At 64.0% G+C, this 20,830-nt stretch carries 15 protein-coding genes; 10 read left to right on the top strand and 5 right to left on the bottom strand.

The window, feature by feature from the left end; genetic code table 11:
- Positions 1-35: 35 nt before the first annotated feature.
- Positions 36-236, bottom strand: a complete 201-nt coding sequence (locus Q0J54_RS12075) for a hypothetical protein (RefSeq protein WP_296306002.1) — start codon at positions 234-236, stop codon at positions 36-38.
- Positions 237-252: 16 nt separating this feature from the next.
- On the opposite strand from Q0J54_RS12075, the gene Q0J54_RS12070 reads away from it, so the two are divergent.
- The 8 genes from Q0J54_RS12070 to Q0J54_RS12035 all read left to right on the top strand — a co-directional run bounded on the left by Q0J54_RS12070 (position 253) and on the right by Q0J54_RS12035 (position 8,748).
- Positions 253-1,329 carry an ABC transporter substrate-binding protein gene (locus Q0J54_RS12070; protein ID WP_296306001.1) on the top strand — a complete coding sequence of 359 codons (1,077 nt, stop codon included), beginning with the start codon at positions 253-255 and terminating at the stop codon, positions 1,327-1,329.
- Between the two features lie 448 nt (positions 1,330-1,777).
- Positions 1,778-2,764 (top strand): TOBE domain-containing protein, encoded by a 987-nt coding sequence (locus Q0J54_RS12065; protein WP_296305999.1) that lies wholly within the window; start codon positions 1,778-1,780, stop codon positions 2,762-2,764.
- Positions 2,765-2,829: 65 nt separating this feature from the next.
- Positions 2,830-3,618 (top strand): substrate-binding domain-containing protein, encoded by a 789-nt coding sequence (locus tag Q0J54_RS12060; protein WP_296306019.1) that lies wholly within the window; start codon positions 2,830-2,832, stop codon positions 3,616-3,618.
- Between the two features lie 472 nt (positions 3,619-4,090).
- Complete coding sequence (locus Q0J54_RS12055) at positions 4,091-4,786, top strand: ABC transporter permease (protein ID WP_296305997.1); 696 nt, start codon at positions 4,091-4,093, stop codon at positions 4,784-4,786.
- Positions 4,783-5,463, top strand: a complete 681-nt coding sequence (locus Q0J54_RS12050) for an energy-coupling factor ABC transporter ATP-binding protein (protein ID WP_296305995.1) — start codon at positions 4,783-4,785, stop codon at positions 5,461-5,463. The genes Q0J54_RS12055 and Q0J54_RS12050 overlap by 4 nt, the downstream gene beginning before the upstream one ends.
- Positions 5,464-5,606: 143 nt before the next feature.
- On the top strand, positions 5,607-7,352 hold the full coding sequence (locus Q0J54_RS12045; RefSeq protein ID WP_296305994.1) for an aldehyde ferredoxin oxidoreductase C-terminal domain-containing protein: 1,746 nt from the start codon (positions 5,607-5,609) through the stop codon (positions 7,350-7,352).
- Positions 7,353-7,538: 186 nt separating this feature from the next.
- On the top strand, positions 7,539-7,778 hold the full coding sequence (locus Q0J54_RS12040) for a MoaD/ThiS family protein (protein WP_296305993.1): 240 nt from the start codon (positions 7,539-7,541) through the stop codon (positions 7,776-7,778).
- 13 nt (positions 7,779-7,791) lie between these two features.
- The gene (locus Q0J54_RS12035) at positions 7,792-8,748 is read left to right on the top strand and encodes a ThiF family adenylyltransferase (RefSeq protein WP_296305992.1); all 957 of its coding nucleotides are present in this window, start codon (positions 7,792-7,794) and stop codon (positions 8,746-8,748) included.
- Positions 8,749-9,008: 260 nt separating this feature from the next.
- Here the strand turns inward: Q0J54_RS12035 and Q0J54_RS12030 are convergent, their stop codons facing one another.
- The 3 genes from Q0J54_RS12030 to Q0J54_RS12020 all read right to left on the bottom strand — a co-directional run bounded on the left by Q0J54_RS12030 (position 9,009) and on the right by Q0J54_RS12020 (position 15,977).
- Entirely contained in the window at positions 9,009-10,964 is a 1,956-nt protein-coding gene (locus tag Q0J54_RS12030; protein WP_296305990.1) for a molybdopterin biosynthesis protein, read from the bottom strand.
- An 82-nt stretch (positions 10,965-11,046) separates the two neighbouring features.
- Positions 11,047-12,324 (bottom strand): gephyrin-like molybdotransferase Glp, encoded by a 1,278-nt coding sequence (gene glp / locus Q0J54_RS12025; RefSeq protein WP_296305988.1) that lies wholly within the window; start codon positions 12,322-12,324, stop codon positions 11,047-11,049.
- A 404-nt stretch (positions 12,325-12,728) separates the two neighbouring features.
- Entirely contained in the window at positions 12,729-15,977 is a 3,249-nt protein-coding gene (locus Q0J54_RS12020) for a DEAD/DEAH box helicase (RefSeq protein ID WP_296305987.1), read from the bottom strand.
- A 208-nt stretch (positions 15,978-16,185) separates the two neighbouring features.
- On the opposite strand from Q0J54_RS12020, the gene Q0J54_RS12015 reads away from it, so the two are divergent.
- Positions 16,186-17,802, top strand: coding sequence for a peptide-binding protein (locus Q0J54_RS12015; RefSeq protein ID WP_296305986.1), 1,617 nt, complete (start codon positions 16,186-16,188; stop codon positions 17,800-17,802).
- A gap of 210 nt (positions 17,803-18,012) precedes the next feature.
- Here the strand turns inward: Q0J54_RS12015 and Q0J54_RS12010 are convergent, their stop codons facing one another.
- Positions 18,013-18,240, bottom strand: a complete 228-nt coding sequence (locus tag Q0J54_RS12010) for a hypothetical protein (protein ID WP_296305985.1) — start codon at positions 18,238-18,240, stop codon at positions 18,013-18,015.
- Positions 18,241-18,434: 194 nt separating this feature from the next.
- On the opposite strand from Q0J54_RS12010, the gene Q0J54_RS12005 reads away from it, so the two are divergent.
- Positions 18,435-20,600: a bifunctional (p)ppGpp synthetase/guanosine-3',5'-bis(diphosphate) 3'-pyrophosphohydrolase gene (locus Q0J54_RS12005; RefSeq protein ID WP_296305983.1), complete on the top strand. Its 2,166-nt coding sequence runs from the start codon at positions 18,435-18,437 to the stop codon at positions 20,598-20,600.
- Positions 20,601-20,830: the final 230 nt, after the last annotated feature.

Raw genomic sequence — 20,830 nt, 5'->3', positions numbered from 1 at the left:
TTTGATACCTGAGCGAACAAGATTGAAGCTGATTCTCACTTGTCGGCCATAGCCATGAAAATTTTTTGCACGGCTGGGGGATTTTTGTCATGTGGTGTGCCATCTCGTACAACAATCTTCTCACCGTCAAGCCTCACAGCGGACACAAGATTGGACTGGCCCAAGTTCTCTTGTTCAGTTTCTCTGAGCCATAGTTCGCAGGTGCTTTTTTCAGAAATGCTTTCAGCGAAACTCATGCACTAAGGAATCATTATGCGCATGGTGAAAAAATGCTTGTTACTGAGTCTGCTCCTGTTGAGCATGATTGGAGTCCAGGCTGTGGAGGCTGCAAAATTGCAGAAAATTCCCGCTGGCTGGATGGGAGCACAGGAAACTTTTCCGATATGGTATGCGAAGCAGCAAGGTTGGGATAAGAAGCTTGGCCTTGACATTGAACTCGTATATTTCAACTCGGGGATGGATGCAATGAATACCCTTCCGGCCAAAACTTGGGTTATTGCCGGTATGGGAGCTCTCCCCGCCATGATTGGTGCCTTACGACAGGATATTTATGTGATTGCCGATTGCAACGAGGAGGCATCAGCCAACGCCGTCATGGTTCGAAAAGATAGTCCTATCCTCAAAAACAAAGGATTCAACAAGGCGTACCCTGAAGTATACGGCTCTCCTGAATCCGTAAAAGGCAAGACTGTACTTACCACAGCGGTTTCATCGGCGCACTATGCGCTCGTTGCATGGCTCAAGACGCTCGGCCTCTCCGAAAAAGATATTGTCCTCAAAAATATGGATCAGGCTTCAGCTCTTGCGGCCTTTGATTACGGTATTGGCGATATCGTTGCGTTGTGGGCCCCCCTCACATTTGTGGGCAACAATCGCGGCTGGCGCGATGCGGCCACGCTCAAGAATTGCGGCGTCAGCCTGCCAATCGTCATGGTTGCTGATAAATCTTTTGCTGATGATAATCCTGAAGTTGTTGCCAAATTTCTTTACCTCTATATAAGGGCTGCTGAAGCAGTCAAAAAAATGCCAAATGATAAATTGATTCCAATTTATCTTCGGTTTTATAGCGAGTGGACAGGGGCTGAATATGATACTCGTTTAGCCGAGTTGGATATTGCGAGCCATCCTCTTTTCACTATCGAAGAACTCTTGCGCGTTTATGATGATTCCGCTGGCCCCAGCATGGCTCAGCGACGGCAGGCTAATATAGCCAAGTTTTTCCATCAAGCGGGAAAAATTACAGATAGTGAGCTGGCCAAGGTTGAAAAGAGTGCATATGTGACCAACAAATTCCTCAAGCTGGCAACAAAGATACAACTTCCCGAATAATCGCAAGCGTCCCCGACATGAAGGAAGGCGGTTTGCTGACGATACCGTCTCGCTATGTATGGGGGTGATGCCTTTGGCTGGGAACGCTGACTCGCAAATATCCCTGGCACACCAAGGGCTCGTATGAGACCGCTGTACTTTGCCAAGAGTGGACGCACATCTGTGGTGCATCCACTCTTGGCTGAAGAAGGCTTCGATCGGGATGGTGTCGTCAAAATATAAAGGTTATGCTATAGTCTTTATTGTGGATGGCGTACGGAAAGCTTCGCACGCTTAGAGGATTTTGCCTTTGAAAAAGGCAAAATGCGAGGCGACGACACAGCGCCGCCCGGCCAAAAGTGAACCGAAAACCGCGCTTTTCCGAACCGCCAGGCCGCACGGCCTGGTATGCAAAGCGTTTCAAACGGAAAAGGCTCGCGTTCGCTCCTCTCGAAGAAAAGCAAGATGCATGGCCTGCCTGACGCAAACGATGCTGGAAGCGCTTACCCTGCGCTGGGAACAATGGGAGGCGGAAGCCGCCACCCCCGCCCGACGGCTCGTACGGGCGCGCCTGCATCTGGTTTTCCTGCTGGTGCGCTACGGCGGCCTGCGGCTGGGCGAGGTGCTGGGGCTGGATATCCGTAACGCGCTGGACTGCGTGACCGGCATGCTCCATGTGCCGGGGGACAATGCCCGCGATGTGCTACTGCCCCTGTCCTGCATGCGCCACGTCCGCCGTATCGGCTCCCTGCCGGAAGCGGCGGATGCCGGGCGCTTCCTGGTCTTTGACGAAAGCTTCCTGCGCAAAAAGTTCTATGCCGTGGCGGCGAGCCTGGGCATTGCCGCCGCCGAAGCCGGGCCCCGGGCGCTGCGCTATGCCCGTGGCCGCGAGCTGCTGGAACTGCATGTGCCCATCGGCCTCGTGCAGAAGTTCCTGGGTCAGCAGAAGCCGTCCCAGCTGGCGGCCTTCCTGGACTTTGCCGAAGGCGCGGCCCGCGAGCTGCTTATCCGCCAGGCCCGTTCGCGTCTGGCGACGGCGGGGGAGGAGAGCGACAACATCTTTGTGGGCATGGTGGAGGATGTACGCGTGGGCATGCGTGCCGCTGAGGTGGAGGTGCTGACCTTCAGCGACATCCGCCTGGCCGCCTGGTGCGATCTTGCCCGCATGCGACGCTTGGAGTTGCGGGAAAATCAGGTTATAAGCGTGCGCGTCGCCGCCGGGGGCATTGTGCTGAGCACGGAGGCCGCGGCGACCTCGCTGCAAAACAGAGTGAGCGGACGGGTCGCCAGCCTGCATGCCGATAACGTGGAGTGCTTTGTCGGCGTGGATCTGACTGATGGAACGACGCTTCGGGCGGCGCTGGAGCGCGCCGCCGTCGAGCCGCTGCACCTCTATGCCGGCCGCAAGGTGTATGCGGCCTTCTCCGCACGGGCCGTGCATATTTGTGAAGACTAGCCCCAGGACCGCCGCACGGCGGAAAGGAGTCGCCCATGCTGCCGCGCAATCTGACATGCGCCCTTATGCTGACCGGCATGCTGGCCGTCCCGGCGCAGGCCGAGACCCTTATGATGGCCACGACCACCAGCACCCAGGATTCCGGCCTTCTGGAATACCTTGACCCGGCCTTTACGGCGGAAACGGGCCTCGAGCTCAAATGGGTGGCCGTGGGGACCGGCAAGGCGCTGGAGATCGCCAAGAACTGTGATGCCGACGTCTTGCTGGTGCATGCCCCCGCGGCGGAAAAGAAGTTCGTGGCCGACGGCTACGGCATCGACCGCCGTCAGGTCATGTACAACGACTTCGTGCTGGTGGGCCCGGCGGCCGACCCGGCCAAGGTGAACGGCAAGACCACCGCCGAAGCCCTCAAGGCCATCGCCTCCGCCAAGGCGCCATTTGTGAGCCGGGGCGACGAATCCGGTACCCACAAGGCGGAAAAGGCCCTCTGGAAGGCGAACAATCTTTCGCCCGACAAGGAGTCTTTCTACATTTCGGCCGGACAGGGCATGATGGCCACGCTCAACATGGCCGCCGAAAAGAAGGGCTACGCCCTCACCGACCGCGGCACCTGGATCAAGTTCGCCAACAAGCAGGGCAAGGCCAATCCGCTGCGTATCGTTGTGGAAGGGGATAAGGTCCTCTTCAACCAGTACAGCGTCATCACCGTCAATCCTGAACGCTGCCCGCGCGTGAAAAAGGCGGCCGCCAAGACCTTCGAGGACTGGTGGGTCAAGCCCGAAACCCAGAAGCGCATCGCCGACTACACCCTGGAAGGCAAGCAGCTCTTCTTCCCCAATGCCGACGCCAAGTAACGACAAGGCGTGAATGAACGTACTCCTTGGAGGGGAGGGAAAACCCTCCGCCAACGCTGGCGGGGTTTCCCTTCCCTCCAAGCCCCCATCCTTTCCCCAGCGCGCTTTTATCAGGAAGGATGAAGCAAGTCTCCTTCCCCAGCCGCCCCGGCAGGGGGAAAGGGCCGGGATGATGCCCTTTGACAAGGGATACGGCAAAGTCCCCGTCGTCCCGGAGAGCCGGAGCGGTGAAGTCGCAACGACGGACAGCAACAAGACGACAACGTCGCAAGGCAACAACGCGGCAACACGGCAACGGATGCAGGTTGTTTCTGTCCACGATAGGGCGACAGGGCTTGTCCGTGAGAGTTTTTTTACAAGCATTTCGAGCGGGCATGAGAACGCTGTCGTGCTTTCGGTGAACGCTCGCCGCATGGCCTGCCCCTTCCCCCCCAACCATGTGCCGCCCGCGCGGATCTTTTCAGGATGACGTATGGAATATCTGGCCGATGGTCTCGCGGCGGCCCTCCATCTGCTGCTGCATCTGGACGACGCCACCCGCGCCGCCATCGCGGCGACGCTCCTTTCCACCGGCTACGCCATGACGGCGGCCATGCTGCTGGGCCTGCCCGTGGGTTTTGCGCTGGGCTATGCGAGCTTTCCCGGGAAGCGCGCGCTGCGGCTCCTCTCGGACACCTTGCTGGCTTTTCCCACGGTGCTCATCGGCTTGCTGGTCTATGCCTTCATCACCTACCGGGGACCGCTGGGGGAGTGGGGCTTGCTCTTCACCCTGCCGGGCATGGCCATCGGGCAGGCCGTGCTTGCCCTGCCCATCGTGGTCTCCTGGACGGCGCAGGCCGTGGAAAGTCTTGATCCGCGCTGTCGGGAAACGCTGCTCACGCTGGGAGCGCGTCCTCTGCAGGTGGCCCGGCTCACCCTCTGGGAATGCCGCTACGCCATCGGCATGGTCTGCGTCACGGCTTTTGGCCGCGTCATCACCGAAGTGGGCATCGCCATGATGCTGGGCGGCAATATCCGGTACGCCACCCGCACCATGACCACGGCCATCGCGCTGGAGACCAGCAAGGGCGAATTCGCGCAGGGCATCGCCCTCGGGCTGGTGCTCCTGCTCATGGCCTTTGCCGTCAATCTGCTGCTGGCCTTCTTCCGGCGGAGGGGCAGGGCATGAGCGCCTTGTACGAATGTCGTGATCTCGTCCAGCGCTACGCGGGGCGCGAGGCGCTGCGTCTGCCGGAGCTGACGGTGGACGCGGGCGAGGTGCTGGCCCTCACAGGACCCAACGGCTGCGGCAAATCCACCCTGTTGCGCTTGCTGGCCTTTCTGGAGCGTCCCGCATCCGGCCTGCTGCGCTATGCGGGCGGCGCGGAGCCGCGACAGGAAGTGACGCTCCTTTTGCAGGACGCCTACCTCATGCGCTGTTCTGTCTTTGCCAATGTGACCCTGGGGCTGCGTCTGCGCCATCAGCGGCAGGATCTGCGCGCCATCTATGAGGAATGTATGCGGGCCGTGGGTTTTGCCGCGCCCGGGGAACTGGCCGGCAGGGACCGGCGCGCCCTTTCCGGCGGCGAACGGCAGCGCGTGGCGCTGGCGGCCCGGCTGGCCCTGCGGCCGCGCGTCCTTCTGCTCGATGAGCCGACCGCCAGCGTGGATGCCCGCAGCGCACGGGCCATCGTGGATGCCGTGCGCGATTGCGTACGCCGTGGGACGACGGTCATCTGCGCCACGCACGACCGGGCGCTTATGGCGGCGCTGGCCGCGCGGGAGGTCGCTCTCGGCCGCCGCTGGGATGAAAGCGAGTCCGCGGCGGCGTCCGCTCCACCGGCCGGCGCGGGCGGCGCGGCGTAAAAACTCCCGCTTTCGGCAGGCATGCGGAGGCAGTGCCCAAAAGCGGGATTGTTCCGGCCAATGCTTGCCGCAAGGGGAGGAGCTTCCTAGACTGGCGGCAAATGAACCGCGAGTCCCGCCGCGTCGGGAAGGAGGAAGTGCAGATGTTTCGTTTCTTGCGTGTGAACATGGCTGCCAAGACCTGCGTGTTTGAAGACATCCCGCAGGAGTACGCCGGGCTGGGCGGTCGCGCCCTGACGTCCACCATCGTGGCCCGTGAGGTGGACCCCACCTGTACGCCGCTGGGGCCACACAACAAGCTCGTCTTTGCGCCGGGGCTGCTGGGCGCCACCAACAGCCCCAACGGCAACCGCATCTCCGTGGGCTGCAAAAGCCCCCTGACCGAAGGCATCAAGGAATCCAACGCGGGCGGTCAGCCCGGCGGTCATCTGGCCCGGCTGGGCATCCTTGCCGTCATCGTGGAAGACATGGCCAGGGAAGGCGAATGGTGGCAGCTCGAGATCGGGCAGGACAGCGCCCGGCTGGTACCCTCCACCGTGGGGGGCTGCAACAACTTCGCCGCCGTGGAAAAACTCGTGGAGACCTATGGCAAGGACTGCAGCTACATCACCATCGGCCGCGCCGGGGAATACAAGCTCACCGCCGCCAGCATCGCCTGTACCGACCGGGAACTGCGCCCCATGCGTCATGCCGGGCGCGGCGGGGTCGGCGCGGTCATGGGCTCCAAGGGCCTCAAGGCCATCATCGTCAATCCCGAAGGCGGCCGCAATCATCCGCTGGTGGACGAGGCCGGTTTCCGCGAGGCGGCCAAGCGCTTCGCCAGGGCGCTGGCCGGACATCCCATCACGGGCAAGGGCCTTGCCGAATACGGCACCGCCGTGCTGGTGAACATCCTGCACGAGGCGGGCGGTCTGCCCACGGCCAACTTTACGGTGGGCCAGTTCGACAAGCATGAGAGCCTCTCGGGCGAGACGCTCAACAGCCTGACCAAGGAGCGCGGCGGCGAAGGCGCCGTGGCCCACGGCTGCATGAGCGGTTGCGTCATCCGTTGCAGCGGCATCCTGCCGGACAAGAAGGGCAAGTTCCAGAGCAAGTGGCCCGAATACGAGACCCTGTGGAGCTTCGGCCCGCATTGCGGCATCGGCGAGCTGGACAAGGTCTCCCGCTTTGACTACCTCTGCGACGATTTCGGTGTGGACACCATCGACGTGGGCGTGGCCGTGGGCGTGGCCATGGCCGGCGGCGGCATCCCTTACGGGGATGCGGATGCGGCCCTCAAGGCTGTGGAAGGCATCAGCGAGGGCACGCCTCTGGGACGTGTGCTGGGCTGCGGCGCGGCCACCACGGGCCGGGTGTTCGGCGTGCGCCGCGTACCCTGCGTCAAGGGCCAGAGCCTGCCCGCCTATGATCCGCGCGCGGTCAAGGGCGTAGGCGTCACCTACGCCACCACCCCGATGGGCGCCGACCATACCGCCGGCTATGCCGTGACGGCCAATATTCTGAGCTGTGGCGGCAAGGTCGATCCGTTGAAGAAGGACGGCCAGATCGAACTGTCCCGTAATCTGCAGATCGCCACGGCCTCCGTGGATTCCGTGGGCCTGTGCCTCTTTACCGCCTTTGCCATCCTGGACGTGCCGGACGCGCTGCCCGCCGTGGTGGACATGCTCAACGCCAAGTTCGGCTGGAAGCTCACCGGCGACGACGTGGTGACGCTCGGCCAGCGCATCCTCTCCACGGAGATCGACTTCAACCGCCGCGCGGGCATCACCCAGGCGGCCGACCATCTGCCGGACTTCTTCGAGGACGAGGCCCTGCCGCCCCATAACACGACCTTCGACATCAGCCGCGACGAGCTGAAGACCGTCTTCAACTGGATCGAGGAAAAGTAATCCCGTCCGCCATGCTCCCGCCGTCCCCCCGGGCGGCGGGAGACGGCGAACGCATCACTGACAGCATCTTTCCGGCGCCGCCGCCTGCCGCGCCGCTTGTTTCCCCGCTCGCCGGAGGCTATGCTCCCGTGAACGGCGGTCCCGGGCCGAGGTCCGGGCGGCGATCGTCATGCAAGGAGAGGCATCATGCGGATTCTGGTCAAACTCAGCACGACCCTGAGGGATTGCGTGCCGGGCTATGACGCCGAGGCCGGCTTGTCGCTCGACATGCCGGAGGGGACAAGCGTGCGGGAACTGGCGCGGCATATCCATGTGCCGCCGGAAGAGATCAAGATAGTCATGATCAACGGACGTCAAAGCGAGGGTTCCGATACCTTACGCGACGGGGATCGAGTGGCCCTTTTCCCGGCAGTCGGGGGAGGCTAGACGTCCGTTGACCATGACGCTTTCCATGACCCTGACGCCGGAGGCAGGCCCTCGTCCGCCGGATGAGCTGCTGGCCTTCATTTTCGCCTGTCTGGCGGAGCGCGGGCTGTCGTCCGACGGTCTCCGGCCGCCGGATGCAACGCACCCCCTCTTCGTGGAGCGGGACGTGCTCGCCGCCCGGGCCCGGCAGCAGAACTGCTCCCTGCGGCAGGTCATGGACGATTGTCTGTCCCGGCACATCTGGCCGGAACGCTTCCGACGAAATTACGGACTTTTTTCCGTAAAGGCAATGCGTCGTTTGCTGGGAGCACGCGTATTGCTGGCGGGCTGCGGCGGCCTTGGCGGTCATCTGGCCGGTCTGCTGGCGCGACTGGGCATCGGCGCCTTCGTGCTGTGCGATCCCGACAGCTTTACGGAAAGCAATCTCAACCGGCAGGCCTTCTGCACGGAACGCACGCTGGGCCTGCCCAAGGCCGAGGTCGCCGCGCAGGCCGTGCGGGATATGGCAGGCCATGCGGAGGTCGTGCCGCACACGCTGGCCGTCACGGCGGACAACCTGCCCGCGCTGCTCGACGGCGTGGACGTGGCGCTGGACTGTCTGGACTCGGTGGCGGACAAAACCCTTTTGGAAAACGCCTGCCTGCGAGCGGGCGTGCCCTTCGTGCATGGCGGCGTCCTGCGGCACGAGGGCATGGTCTTCCGCAACGTGCCGGGGCCGGCCGGCTTACCGGCCAGTGCACCGGATGCCCAGCCTGACGCCGGGCTGCGCCGTCTCTATCCGCAGGGGCAGAGCCAGGCGGAGCTGGACGCCGCACGGGGCGCCGGGGTCAGCGTGCTTTCCGTGGCCGGGATCGCCTGCCTCATGGCCGGACAGTGCCTGCGTATCCTGCTGGGCGAAGCCGCGCCCGGACTGGGCCGTCTGTACCATCTGGACAGCGGCCTCCCCGAACTGGAATCCTTTGCCTGGTAACGGCAAGCTCCTTCCCTGCCTCCTGTTCGTGGCTTTCCGTGTCGCATCGGGCACGCTTTCCGCATTCTCTCTGTCCAGAAAACTTTTCCATACTCCCCGGGAGACCAGCGGTCGGGGGACGGCCTGCCGGAGAATGCCTCCCCGTCATCCTCCAAAACAAGATTTTTTGCGGGAGGAAAGGGGGTGCGGGGGAAAGGAGGGGCTTCTTGCAAAAAGCCCCCTCCTTCCCCCCGCATAAAAAAATACCCTCTCTTTACTCCCTACTCCACTTCCGCCGGGCGTCCCGGGTATTCCCAGATGACTTCGCCGGTGCGGGCCGTGCCGTAGCCGCCCAGGGCATCGACCTGTTCGCGGAAGGCGTAGGAGCGGATGACGTCCAGCAGGGCAAGCATGCGTTCGTCCTGCGCCAGCCGCTGCGGGATGACCAGATCGTATTCCTCCACGCCGACGGGCACGAAATCCAGTCCCAGGGCCTGTGCGGCGGCCAGGACGCCGAGTCCGGCGTCCGCGCGGCCGGACAGCACGGCGGCGGCCACGTTCATGTGGGTGTATTCCTCATCGCGGTAGCCCTGGATGCGGGACGGGGAAAGACCTTCGCGGGACAGCAGATGATCCAGCAGCACGCGCGTGCCGCTACCGCGCTGACGGTTGATGAAGCGGACGCCTTCGCGGGCCAGATCGGCCACGCCGTGCAGATGCAGCGGGTTGCCGGGCCGCAGCATGAGGCCCTGTTCTCTGTCCACCAGCCGGACCAGCAGCATGGGTTCGTCAAGCAGTTCGGCGACGGCCTGCCGGTTGTAGACGCCGTCCGCGGCGAGCAGATGACAGCCCGCCAGATGGCAGCGGCGGCGGGCCAGGGCCTGCAGGCCGCCCAGCGAGCCGACGTGGGCGGAAGTGAGACGGAAGGCCGGATGGCTGCGGCGCAGCAGGCCGTCCAGCAGGTCAAGAGTGGTGTCGTGGCTGCCGATGGCCAGCAGCGTGCCGCGCAGGCTCTCCCGGGAGCGCAAAAGCTCCACGGGCACGGGCGCATCCGCATCCAGCCCCTCGCAGGCGGCGGGGATGGTCAGCAGGCCGTCGGCGCGGCTGAGACTGGTCACGGTCCCCGCGCCGCGCGGCAGGGGGACGGCCACGATGGTCTCGTCCACTTCGCCCAGTTTGACGCGCAGGCGTTCTTCCATGCCCGGCCGGGAAGGCAGCGGATAGCAGGGCACGGCCTGGACGCGTTCGCGCCGCGGCAGGGGGCGGCGCTGCCGGCAGGCCAGCAGGGGCAGGAGGAATTCCTCCACGGCCACGGTCGCCGAGACGGGGTAACCCGGCGCGCCCATGACCGGGCGGCCGCGTACGACGCCGAGGACGGTGGGTTTGCCGGGCATGACGGCGATGCCGTGCGCCAGCAGTTGCCCCATGTCCCGCACCACCTGCGCGGTATAGTCCCGGCTGCCCGCCGAGGATCCGGCATTGAGCAGCACCACGTCCGCGCCGCCGTCCAGCGCCGCATCAATGGCCGCGGCGATGGCCGCGGGATCGTCGGGCACGATGGGGCGGACATCCGCCACGCCGCCCGCTTCCTCGATCATGGCCGAAAAGATGAGGGAATTGAATTCAGGCAGCACGCGGCCGCTGTTCAGGTCCTCCTCCCGTGCGTCGGCAAGGGGCACGATCTCCGAACCGCTGGGGATGACGGCCACGCGCGGCCTGGCGAAGACCGGCACGTCCAGCACGCCGCCCGCCGCCAGCGCGCCCAGCTCGCAGGGGCCGATACGCGTGCCGGGGGCAAGGATGATCTCCGTGCGGACCATGTCCTCGCCCAGTTTGCGGACATGCTGCCAGGGGAAGGCGGCCTTCTCGATGATCACATGGCGGCCGTCGGCCTCGCTGACCACATGCTCCACCATGACGACGGCATTGCAGCCCGCAGGCAGGGGGTGGCCGGTGTTGATCCAGTGGGCCTGCGTGCCTACCGTCAGGCGCAGGGGGTGCTGTGGGCAGGCGCTGAAGGTCTCCTCGGCCCGGACGGCGATGCCGTCCATAGCCGCGCCGTGGAAGGCCGGAGAGGAACGGCGGGCGGCCACGGGCCGGGCGGTGATGCGGTGCAGGGCCGTGGCAAGGGGGACGACCTCTTCCGGCAGGGGAGCGTCCTCCAGCGCCGCGAACCAGCGGCGGCGGGCCTCTTCGGGAGAGAGCAGGGTCAGATAGGCCGTGCGTTTCGTTTCCATGATGTCCTCGTGGAGTGCGGGTCGGGGGCCAGCGGGAGCGGTCAGCAAAAAAAGGGGGCGGATGACGGACGAGGTGGCGGGATCAGGATAGACCGTCCAGCAGTTCCACTTCCACGATCTCGCCGCCGTAGAGCCCCTCGCGATTTTCCGGGCAGATCACGAGGCCGTCGGCCTGCGTCAGGCCGGAGATGCAGCCTGATGGCCCGGTAAGAGGGACGGCACGCCAGCCTACGGGCGGCAGATCCGCCGTGCTGGGCCGTTCGTCCGGCGGCAGGGCTTCCAGCCGCACGCGGATGTAGTCCCGGCGTCCCTGAGCCGAGGCCAGGGGACGGCTCAGCACGGCCAGCGTGCCGGGGACGGGCAGTGTGTCCGCGTCCGCGCCCTGCAGATGGCGCAGGAGGGGGCCCAGGAAGACATGGGCGCAGATGAGGGCGCTGCTCACATGGCCGGGAAGGCCCATGAGGCAGACGTCCCCCTTGCGGGCAAGGATGAAGGGTTTGCCCGGGCTGAGGGCCACGCCGTGGCAGAGCAGTTCGCCGCCCGTGCCGCCGGTGAAGACCTCCACCGTGTGATCCCGCATGCCCGCCGAGGAGCCGCCGGACACCACCACCACATCTTGCGTGGCGCTGAGGGCGGTCACGGCGGCGCGAAGGGCCGCGGGATCGTCGGGTACGAGCCCGGCCTGTGTGGCGCTTGCGCCGCAGCGGCGGCAAAGGGCCGCCAGGCTGTGGGCGTTGACGTCCCGTATCTGGCCGGCAGCGGGCGCGGCGGTGACGGGCACGACCTCGTCCCCGGTGGAGAGGATGCCCACGCGGGGGCGGCGGCGCACGGCGACGCGCGTCAGGCCCAGGGCCGCCAGCAAGCCGATCTCCTGCGGGCGCAGGCAGCGGCCTTGCGGCAGACAGCGCTGTCCGGCAGCAACGTCTTCGTCATGGCGCAACACGTTCTCGCCGGGGGCGACGCTGCGGGTCAGCTCCACCAGCCGTCCGCCCGCCGGACGGGAATACTCCACCATGACCACGGCATCCGCGCCGGCGGGCAGCATGCCGCCCGTGAGGATGCGGGCCGTCTGGCCCTCTTCCAGCGTCAGCCCGGCCGCCTCGCCCATGCGGCAGTCCCCGGCGATGTCCAGCAGGGCCGGAGATGCCTCCTGCGCGCCGAACACGTCCCGCGCCCGCACGGCAAAGCCGTCCACGGTGGAGCGGTCAAAGCCGGGCAGATCGTGGGGAGCCGCCAGCGGAGCGGCGGAAAAACGCGACAGCGCCTCGTCCAGCGGAACGTCCTCCGGCGGCAGCGGAGGGAAGGCACGCAAATGGGCAAGGATTTCTTCCACGGACTGGAGCTTGAGAAAGGCTTTCATGCGGTTTTCCCGGAGAGTGTGACGGAAACGGCCGGAGTGCCGGAACGTCAGACCGATGGCGTCGGACAGGGCAGCGGCCGCGCCGCCGGTGACGGCGGCTGAAAGGCAGCCTACACCATTCCGCTCCCGAGGAAAAGCGGCGGCTTCCGTGATAGAGGCCGTGCAGGAGGGCAGGGAAGATGAACGGACGGTGCGACACGCAAGCTGTTTCTTTGTTCGTCTGGTCCCCCGACGGTACGGAGGGAAGGAGGGGGACGACGGAAGAAGAAAAAGGGAAGGATGGCGGCAGGCAAATCGCCGGGACACATCCTGAGCCGCACGAAAGAGAAAGGGAAGCAGGCCGCCGGGCCATGCTTCCCTTGTCCGTGTTTCCGTGTATCCCGGCAGGCCGGAGCGCCTTGCCGTCACACCTCGAACAGCATCTCCAGATCCTCGCGGGTGAGGGACTTCCAGGTGTCCTGCCCGGGGATGATGGCCTCGGCCACGCCGCGCTTGGCTTCCTGGAGCTTGAGGATCTTTTCTTCCACCGTATTCTGGCAGATGAGCTTGTAGGAAAAGACCTGCCGCGTCTGGCCGATGCGGTGCGTACGGTCGGTGGCCTGACTTTCCACGGCCGGGTTCCACCACGGGTCGTAGTGGATGACGTAATCCGCGCTGGTCAGGTTGAGGCCCGTGCCGCCGGCCTTGAGGGAGATGAGGAAGATGGGAATGTCCGGACTGTTGTTGAATCTGTCCACCTGCTCGAAGCGGTCCTTGCTGGCGCCGTCCAGATAGCAGAAGGGGATCTGCGAGAACTCCAGCCACTGGCGGATGATGTGCAGCATCTGCACGAACTGCGAAAAGACCAGCACCTTGTGGCCGCCCTCCACGATCTCCTGTACCATGTCCTTGAAGGCGTCGAACTTGCCGGAGGGCAGATTGGTGGAAAAGCCGGGCATGTCGAGCTTGAGCAGGCGCGGATGGCAGCAGATCTGCCGCAGCTTGAGCAGGGCGTCCAGGATGGACATCTGGCTCTTGGCCAGGCCCTTTTCGTCCACGTCGGCCAGCACCTGCGCGCGCAGCTTGCGGGCAAGGGCGGCATACAGTTCGGCCTGAGCCTCTTCCAGCGCGCAACAGGTCACGCTCTCCACCTTGGGCGGCAGGTCCTTGGCCACTTCGGCCTTGGTACGGCGCAGGATGAAGGGGCGTACGCGGGTGCGCAGATACTCCAGCGTCTCGGCGTCGCCGTCCTTGATGGGCTTGACGATGCCGCGCTGGAAGGCATGCTGCGAACCGAGGAAGCCCGGCATGAGGAATTCGAACAGGCTCCAGAGCTCGAAGAGGTTGTTCTCGATGGGCGTGCCGGAGAGACAGAGCCGCATGCGCGCGTTGATGCGGCGCACGGCGCGGGCCGTGATGGTATTGGGGTTCTTGATGTTCTGGGCCTCGTCGAGGATGACGGTGTTGAATTCGTACTTCTCCATCTCCTCGAGGTCGCGCCGGAGCAGGGCATAGGTGGTGATGACCAGGTCCGAGTCCGCGATATGCTTGAACATGCCTTCGCGCCGGGTTCCGTAGATGGTCAGCCGGCGCAGATGCGGCACGAACTTCTCCGCTTCGCGCTCCCAGTTGGGCAGCACGGAGGTGGGCACCACGATGAGGTTGGGGCCATCGTAATGATGTTCCACCATATGCTCGATGAAGGCCAGCGTCTGTACCGTCTTGCCGAGGCCCATCTCGTCGGCCAGGATGCCGCCGAAACCGTATTCGGACAGAAAGTTGAGGTAGGAAAGCCCCTGGAGCTGATACGAGCGCAGGGTGGCCTGGAGCTGCCGCGGCGCGGATACCGGACGCACCTCCCGGAAGGAGCGTATCTTCTCGCGCAGATTGTTCCAGAAGGAGTCCGTGCTGGCGCCGGGCAGATCCTCCAGCAGGCTGTCCAGTACCGGCGCTTCGAACTGCTTGAACTTGGTCTGCGGCGGCTTGCTGGGGTCAAGGCCGAGCGCGGTGAGCTTGTGGGCGATCTTCTCCAGCCATTCCTGCGGCAGGCTGGTATAGGAGCCGTCCTTGAGCTGCACATACCGCTTGCCGCGCGTCCAGGCCTTCCATATCTTTTCCAGCGGCAGGGACTGGCCCTCGTAATCCACCGAGATGTCCAGCGAGAACCACTTTTCCTTTTCGTTGCTCACCACCTGCGCGGTGATGGTGCTCTTGGCCGTGCGCACCTTGTAGCGGGAAAGGGCCTTTTCGCCGTAGACGCGGTAGTAGTCCACCAGCTTGGGATAGGAGTCCAGCAGGAAGGAGATGGCTTCCTCCGGCTCGAGGAACCACAGGCGGTTGGACCGGGACTGGAAGTCCATGGCGGCCAGCTCGCTCATAAGCTGGGCCTCCTCGTCCTGATGCCGCCGCACCAGATAAGTCTGCCCCTCGTAGGTGTAACTGCCGGTCTGGAAATCGGGGTTGGGACCGTTGAGCGTGAATTCGCCGTGCTTGGTCTCGTAGATGTTGTCGATCTCCAGCGTGAGCAGGCTGCCTTCCTCGTCCAGGAAGAGCTTGGGATTGTAGGTGGCGGGCTGGAACACCGGCTCCATCTGGCGCAGGAACTGCTGTGGTTCGTAAAGCTCCGAGGCGGGCAGACGCGTCCATACCCGGTCGAGGAATTCGGAGATCTCCTCATGCGGCACCACGGGGCGCTCGTAGATGAGTCGCCGCACCAGCGAGGGCGCGAGCCCCGTCTGTACGGGATAGAAATTGTGCTGATAGCAGACCCAGAGCGGCATCTGTCCGTGGAAGGTGATGGGCGCGGCTTCGGGGCTGCTCTCGTCGCGGGCCTCGTCGTCCCGGCTGACGATGGGCAGGGGCTGACGCCCCTCGCGCTTGAGCAGCACGTCGAAGCGGAACCCCGCATCGTCCAGATTGGGCTTGAGCTTGAGGGCAAAGGGCGTGCTCTCGATGCGGCAGGGCTTGTCCGTATCCTTCCAGAGCAGATAGTATTCCCGCCGCACGGCCCAGAAGAACCATGAGGTCAGGCCGTTGGGGATCTCCACCCGGTGGCCGTAATAGTCGAGATGCTGGCCGATCTGCTTGGCCACCAGCGGCAGCTGGGGCGAGAACTCGCACCAGCCGGGATTGTGGATGATCTGATCCAGCGTCACTTCATTATGGACGCTGGAAAGACCGGACTTGTTCTGTCGCCCCCGGAAAAAGGAGACCAGCAGACGGCCCGGCTCGGGCTCGAAGCGAAAAATAAGGTAATGCCGTCCCGGTTCCGGCTCCATGTCCGTGGAAAAGAAGGAGCGGAAGCTTTCCTTCCAGTCCGAGACGGGAGCGGGCACGGCTTCGTCGTTGCCCTGCTCCTTGCGCAGCTCTTCCAGCAGGCGCAGGGCCAGCGCCGCCACATGCCGGCAGATGCCGGTGAAGGCGTCCGAGCAGTTGCACTGATGGCGCGTGCTGCGGTCGGAAAGGGTAAAGGTGAGGCTGGGCGTGTAGACCTGCAAATCCTCGCCCTGGATGAGCCCCTGTATCTCCCAGGGCTCGCCTTCCTGGATATTTATTTTTTGCACACCGCCTTCGGAAAGGATAGGGTAGGCCGTGTCGCGGATATATTCGGGCACGGAATCGTGGAGGAAGGCTTCGCACATTTCCGTGATGACAACTTGTTCGGATCTGCTCATAATTCTCCCACCCTGCCGCTGCGGCAGGGGCATAACGACAATTTTGAGTCAGTAGCACAAACCAAACCCTGAAGGCAACAAAAGATTCCAAGTTATGTACAATCGTTATCAAAAACCGCGCAACGACAGACGGACGGGCCTCTGCGGGGTTTTGTCCCGCCGGGCCGTCAGGGCCGCGGCAAGGCTCTTTTGCGCGGGATTTTTGGGCGTGGCGGTGCTGTTCAGCAGCGTAACCGCCAGTGCGGCCCCGTCCGACGGCTCCCGGCGGGGGGCTCCGGCGTCTCCCGCATTCTCCACGCCCGTGGACGGGGACCGCATCATCTTCGGCAGCATCGGGGAGGCCTCCAACCTCATCCCCTATCTGACCTCGGACTCCGCCTCGCACGAGGTGGCCGATCTGCTCTATGTGGCCCCCCTGCGCATGAACAAGGATCTGGAGCCGGAAGCCTGGGCGGCGGAGAGCTACAGCGTGGAGGACGGCGGCCGGCGCTACCGCTTCACCCTGCGCAAGGGCATCCTCTGGGAGGATGGCGTGGAGCTCACGGCCGAGGACGTGGCCTTCACCTGGAAGCTCGTCTGCGATCCGGCCACGGCCAGCCCCTATGCCGACGACTTTTTGCGCGTCAAGGACCTCAGAGTCATCGACCGCTATACCTTTGAAGTGCTGTACGACCAGTTCTTTGCCCGCGGCATCTTCACCTGGATGCAGCCCATCCTTCCCAAGCACGTCCTGGAAGGGCAGAACATCCGCCAGACGCCCTTTGCCCGCAAGCCCGTGGGGGCCGGGCCCTACCGCCTCAAGAGCTGGGAACCCGGCGCGCGCATCACGCTGGCGGCCTCGCCCACCTACTTCGCCGGACGGCCGCATATCGACGAGGTGGTCTACCGCATCATCCCGGATATGGCGACCATGTTTCTGGAAACGCGGGCCGGACAGCTGGATTTCATGAATCTGACGCCCCTCCAGTACCTGCGCCAGACTTCCGGCCCGGAGTGGCGGAAAAATTTCAACAAGTACCGTTATCTCGGCAGTGCCTACGTCTTTCTCGGCTTCAATATGGAGCATCCCTTCTTTCAGGATGCCCGCGTGCGTCGGGCCATCTCGCAGGCCATCGACCGGCGGGACATCGTCGATGTGGTGTTGCTGAGCGAAGGGGAACCGGCCTTCGGCCCCTACAAGCCCGGCACATGGGCCTATCATCCCCGCCTCAAGCCCGTGGCGTGCGACCGTGAGGCCGCCCGCGCCCTGCTGGCCGAGGCCGGCTTCCGGGATACGGACGGCGACGGCATCCTGGACAGGGACGGCAAGCCCCTGGCCTTCACCATCCTCACCAATCAGGGCAACGAGGAGCGCATCCTCACGGCGACCCTCATCCAGAGCCAGCTCAAAAAGGTCGGCATCGCCGTGGAGATCCGCGTGGTGGAATGGGCGGCCTTCATCCGCGAATTCGTGAACAAGGGCCGCTTCGACGCCGTCATGCTCGGCTGGACCATCACCTCCGACCCGGACATCTATCAGGTCTGGCACAGCTCGCAGGCCGTGGAAGGCGGCCTGAACTTCACCCGCTACAAGAATCCCGAACTGGACCGCCTGCTCGAAGAGGCCCGCATCACCCCGGATCAGGAAACGCGCAAACGCCTCTACTGGCGCGTGCAGGAAGTGCTGGCCGACGACCAGCCCTACTGCTTCCTCTATGTGCCGTACTCCCTGCCGGTGGTGCAAAAGCGCTTCATGGGCATCAAACCCGCGCTGGCCGGCATCATGTACAATTTCGAGGACTGGTGGGTGCCGCGCGCCCTGCAACGCCATACGCTGGCGCCGTAAGAGGGCGGTATGTGAGGGATCTTCCGGGAGAGGGGGAACCCCTGATGCCGCTGTCGCGGCCCGCACGTCCGCTCGTCGTCTGTTCGTCCCCCGGCGGGCTGGAGGAGAAAGAGAGGGTGAAGGGCCTTCGGGCGCATGGGTGAAAAAAGAAAAACGGAGGAGGGAAGTTCCCTCCTCCGCAGCAAGACGGCAGGATACGGAAAGGGCCGATCAGGTGGCAGTGGCTTCCTGATCTTTTTTGTTCAGCATGGCCGCGGCCAGCGCCCGGCCTTCCTCGGAGATGTCCACGGTATCGCCGCGCCGGCTGGCGGCAACGATGTGGCTGGAAAAGGAACCGCCCTGACCGCCGACCCGCGAGACGTTTTGTGACTGCATGATCCCGGCAAGGGGCGCGTTCTTCCGTTGCGTATCGGTGGAAAGCAACGACGACAGCTTCATGGTGTCCCTCCGGCAAAAATTTCCATGCCAGGAAAATGCAAGAAGGATACCAGCAAGTGCCGCACACGCGAAGATGGCCGCAGACCGTTGACAAGCTGCGGCACTTGACGGACAGTTGATGATGAAAGTGTGCGTGATGCCGCATCCGGCGGCCGCGCCAGCATCCCATCCTTCCTACCCTGCATGAGGCGGCCATGATCCGTATCCAGGAAATTCTCGACAAGGTGGCGGCGGGCAATCCCGATGCCGATCTGGAGCTTATACAGCGGGCCTACGTCTTTGCCGCCACGGCCCATGCGGGGCAGACGCGCCTTTCCGGCGAGCCCTACCTTTCGCATCCGCTGGCGGTGGCCTATACGCTGGCGGACATGGGCTTTGACGAGCCGACGGTGGCCGCCGGCCTGCTGCACGACACGGTGGAGGACACCAAGGCCACCATCGAGGAGATCGACGAGAATTTCGGTGAGGAAGTAGCCGACATCGTCGACGGGGTGACCAAGATCAGCCTCATCCCCTTCGACAACAAGGAAGAGGCGCAGGCCGAGAACATCCGCAAGATGATCCTGGCCATGAGCCATGACATGCGCGTGCTCATGGTCAAGCTGGCCGACCGCCTGCACAACATGCGCACCCTGGATTTCCAGAAGGCCCACAAGCAACGGCGCATCGCACAGGAGACGATGGACATCTACGCGCCGCTGGCCAACCGTCTCGGCCTCTACCTGCTCAAGCGCGATCTGGAGGACCTGAGCTTCAAGTATCTCCAGCCGGACATCTACAATCAGATCGATCACTGGCTGGACAAGCATCAGGTGGTGGAAAAGAAGATCATCGAAAAGGTGGTCTCGCTCATTCGCGATCTGCTGGAATCCAACAAGGTCAACGGGCAGGTCTACGGCCGCATCAAGCACAAGTACAGCATCTGGAAGAAGATGCAGTCCCAGAACCTCACCCTGGACGAGATGCACGACATCATGGCCTTTCGCGTGCTGGTGAAGGACATCCGCGACTGTTACGCCGTGCTGGGGCTGGTGCATTCGCAGTGGAAGCCGGTGCACGGGCGCTTCAAGGACTACATCTCCATGCCCAAGTCCAACGGCTACCAGAGCCTGCACACCACGGTCATCGGGCCGGAGGGCGAGCGCATCGAGATCCAGATCCGCACCGAGGAGATGCACCGGCAGGCCGAGCACGGCGTGGCGGCCCACTGGCTGTACAAGGAAAAGGGGCGCGTCAATCCGCGCGATCTGGAGCAGTTCTCCTGGCTGCGGGAAATTTTCGAGCGGCAGGGCGACGAGGCGGACTCGCGCGAGTTCATGCACTCCCTCAAGCTCGACCTCTTCAAGGACGAGGTCTACGTCTACACGCCCGCCGGGCAGGTCAAGGAGCTGCCCGAAGGCGCCACGCCGCTGGATTTTGCCTTCCTCATCCATACCAAGGTGGGCCACCATTGCGCCGGGGCCAAGATCAACGGCCGTCTCATGCCGCTGGGCACGCCGCTCAAGAACGGCGATACGGTGGAGATCATCACCGATCCCACGCGCAATCCCAACCGGGACTGGCTCAAGATGGTCAAGACGGCCCGCGCCCGTACCCGCATCCAGCGCTACTTGCGTACCGAGGAGCGCGCCCACGCCATCACCCTGGGCCGCGACATGCTGGAGAAGGAAGGCCGCAAGATGAATCTCAACGTCAGCCGCGCCTCCAAGGACGGCCATCTGGCCATCGTGGCGCAGGACATGAACTTTGAGAATGCGGACGAACTCACCGCCGCCGTGGGCTATGCCCACATCACGCCGCGCCGCGTGCTCAACAAGCTGTATGCGGTCATGCACCCGGACGCCGCCACGGCCGAGCAGCCCGCCGCCCCCAGCATCAAGGAAAGCAAGGAGACCGCCAAGCGCAAGAGCGAGGGCGTGGGCATCTCCGGTGTGGACGGCGTACTCATGCGCTTTGCCAAGTGCTGCAATCCCGTGCCCGGCGATTCCATCATAGGATACATCAGCCGCGGCATGGGCGTGACCGTACACCGCGCCGACTGTGCCAACGTGGCCAACATGGAGCCGGAACGCCTCATTTCCGTACACTGGGACGGTGCGGAAGAGCGGCAGAAGCCGTACGAGGCCGGCATCTTCATCCTGGCGAAGAACGAGCGCGGCGTGCTGGCCAACGTCACGCAAACGCTGGCCAAGGCGGACATCAATATTATGACCCTGACGGCCACCAGTCTGCTGGACGGGCGTTCCGAGATCCGCGTCACCGTGGAAGTCAAGGACGCGAGCCAGCTCTATCAGCTCATCGAGGATATTCGCAAGCTGCCGCTCATTCTGGAAGTGGTGCGCGATACGGAGGACGCCTGACGCGGCGGGCGGTTTTCTTCCTTCCTTCCTTCCTTCCTTTCTTTCTTTTCTGCCGCTGGATAGCGGCTGCTGCCCGGCATCCGGGCATGGTCGCCTCCCGGCGAGCGACCGAATGGCGGCCCGCAAGGCCGTGGGCGCTGTGCGTAAAAGTTCTTTTCCCGCTGGATAGCGGCTTCAGCCCGGCATCGAGGCGTGGTAGCCTGCGCGGCTGGCGGCAGGGGGGGGGGGGG

Origin of the sequence: uncultured Desulfovibrio sp. (genome assembly GCF_944324935.1) — a bacterium.
Lineage (GTDB): Bacteria > Desulfobacterota > Desulfovibrionia > Desulfovibrionales > Desulfovibrionaceae > Desulfovibrio.
This window is presented reverse-complemented; position numbering and strand designations above follow the sequence as displayed.